Annotated in this window: 3 protein-coding genes; all 3 read right to left on the bottom strand. The window is 70.0% G+C overall.

The genetic code is table 11. The features are described from left to right. Positions 1-446: 446 nt before the first annotated feature. Positions 447-731 carry a hypothetical protein gene (locus CKO31_RS25550; RefSeq protein ID WP_200243569.1) on the bottom strand — a complete coding sequence of 95 codons (285 nt, stop codon included), beginning with the start codon at positions 729-731 and terminating at the stop codon, positions 447-449. Between the two features lie 342 nt (positions 732-1,073). Continuing rightward, complete coding sequence (locus tag CKO31_RS25545) at positions 1,074-1,499, bottom strand: DUF4399 domain-containing protein (protein WP_200243567.1); 426 nt, start codon at positions 1,497-1,499, stop codon at positions 1,074-1,076. A gap of 262 nt (positions 1,500-1,761) precedes the next feature. After that, positions 1,762-2,340 (bottom strand): hypothetical protein (locus tag CKO31_RS25540; RefSeq protein WP_200243566.1); only part of this gene is annotated, 579 nt, incomplete at its 5' end.

The following is a 2,340-nucleotide window of genomic DNA, read 5'->3' as shown; positions in this document are numbered from 1 at the left end:
TGACGCTGTACTGGCCGTTCGACTCCTGGGAGCAGCTCCTCGACTTCATGCACGAGGCCCTGGAGCCCGCGACGCCGCCGCCTACTGGCCGCGCCGCTGCGCCAGGGCGGCAAATTTAGAATTGCTGGGCCGGACCGCCAAGGGGTGCCGCCTCGGGATCGTCTGCCGGGGCGTTCCCTCGTCGGCACACGGCAAATGCATTGCAACCCGCAGCTGCCGGCCTGGTGCGCCGGGGCGCGGCGTTGGTGCCGGGCGTGTCGCCGTAACTCCGCGGTTCGCTCCTCGTTCCCGGGCTCTGCCCGGGAATGCGGTCGCGAGGCTCGGCCTCGGGTGCGTGCTCTCGGGAGGCAGAGCCTCCGGGCTGGGTTCCCAGGCGGAGCCATAGAGCCAGAGGGAAGTCATAGAGGCGGCGGCCAGAGCCCGCCGCGCGTTGCCGGTTGCCGTGCTCAGCGATTGCCGCGGCGCTCGCCGTCAACGGCGGGCGCCGTCAGGTGGCTGTCGGCCGTGGCGAGGTCCGGACGTTGGCCGCGGCGCGGCTGATCGCCGGCATCGATCGCGGCGGTGGTGGTGCCGACCGGTAGGTCGCGGCTGCCGCGACGGGTCACCTCGGCGGCGGTGTCGGCCTCGCTCGCCATCGCTTGCGCGGGGGGCATGGGCTGCTGGTGCAGCGCGGCGGTGGCGGCGACACTGGCGGCGAAGAACAGGGCGGCGATGGTCAGGGTCTTAGTCATGGCTGCGATCTCCAATGGGTGGTGGGCTCTGTCGGCACCGTCCGTTGTCGGGCGGCGCGGGGCGCTGTGCCTTGGAGATCAGCTTAGGGGGCGGGGCCGCCCCGGGCAGGTAAGCTTCGCGCAGTGTTTTGGTGAACTATTCCCGGTATGCCGTTAAGGGCGGGCTCCGGCGTAGGTCGTGCCGACGTCAGGAGGCCCGACGATGGGTTGGATTGAGCGCGGTGTCGGGCTTCGTACCTCAGCCCGACGTACGGAGCGCGGCCGTTTTGCTTATCGCCGGCGCAGGGGTGCGGTCGGCACCGGGGCTTCGGCTGCCCCCGGTGCCGACGGGCGGGGTGCAGGCTACTCCACCGTGACGGTGATCTGCTCGGAGTGGATGGGCGGGTCGTGGGGGACGTGCTTCATGTCGCCCAGGATGATCTGGAGGGTATGGGTGCCGGGCTCCAGGGTGACCTCCGTCTCGGTCTGGCCGCCGCCGAAGTGCATGATGTCGCCGCCGATGGGCTGGTCGAAGGGCGGCAGCTCCTGGTCGATGAGCAGGTGGTGATGGCCGGTGGCGGCCTTGTCGGTGCCGGCGGGGGCGACGCCCATGTTTTCCAGGCCGAATTTGACGGTGAAGGTCTGGGGCACCGTGGCGCCGTCGGCGGGCTCGATGATGTAGGCGCGGGCGCCTTCGGGCGACGGCGTGCGCTCGATCTCGGCGAGTGCCGGCAGCGCGGCCAAGGCCATGGGGACCGCGACCAGGGTGGCGGTGGCGAATCTGAACATGCTCGCTCTCTCCTCACTGTCTTGTGCATTTTCGCGTTGTCGTGCGCCGCTGGGCTCGATGGCACCGGCGCGGTGGGGTAGTTCGGGGAGACGGGCGTCGATTCAAGGACGCGGCGGGTTGGTTGCTCCTGGTGCGTGCGATCTTGCGGGGATGGCTCAGGGAGCCGGGGCGGATGGCGGTGCCCGGTCAAGCTCCCAAGCGCCGTAGGGTGGACCAGCGCAGCGCAGTCCACCCCCCGAAGGCCCCCTCGCGTGGGATCTCTCAGCCCTCGAACAACAAGGTCTCGGTGATGCCCAGCTCCGCGGCCGCGTGTCGCGCCAGGGTCTGATTCAGCCAGTTGGGCTGGTGGGCGTCGGAGGAGATGACGAAGCGGAAGCGCTCCACGTACGGGCCGTACTCGGCGTGCCAGTCGCAGCGCCAGATGTAGCGGTTGTTGATCTCCACCAGGCATGCGGGCGGCACCCGCTCCAGGTCCGTGCCCAGGGCGTTGGGATGGGCGACGATGACCGGCTTGGCATCGGCGAGCAGGGTCTCCAGGGCCCGGTAGTCGGCGTCGCGGTCCCAGCAGTGGAAGATGCGGTAGTCGCAGTCCGCATCCAGGGCCGCCGGCACCCATTCGTGGCCGTTGACCTCCATGCCCACGCGCAGGCTTGCGCCGGCGACTTCGGCGCGGTAGTCGTCCCAGAAGTCGCCGATCATCTCGAAGTGGTCGCTGATGCCGCAGATGCGGGCATGGCCCACCGCGGCGATGAGCGCGATGGTCTGCTCCGCCACCACGGAGCTGTCGGTGTCTGACCAGACGCTGTGGATGTGGAGGTCTTGGGGGAGGGGGTTGGGGCG

It is taken from the genome of Thiohalocapsa halophila (assembly GCF_016583825.1).
Taxonomy (GTDB): Bacteria; Pseudomonadota; Gammaproteobacteria; order Chromatiales; family Chromatiaceae; genus Thiohalocapsa; species Thiohalocapsa halophila.
Note: the sequence above shows the minus strand (reverse complement) of the source record. Positions and strands in the feature narration are given on the sequence as shown.

What these genes read in the sequence shown, in the direction of transcription:
- CKO31_RS25545 (WP_200243567.1), bottom strand. Translation starts at nt 1,499, where the DNA reads ATGTTCAGATTCGCCACCGCCACCCTGGTCGCGGTCCCCATGGCCTTG.
- CKO31_RS25550 (WP_200243569.1), bottom strand. Translation starts at nt 731, where the DNA reads ATGACTAAGACCCTGACCATCGCCGCCCTGTTCTTCGCCGCCAGTGTC.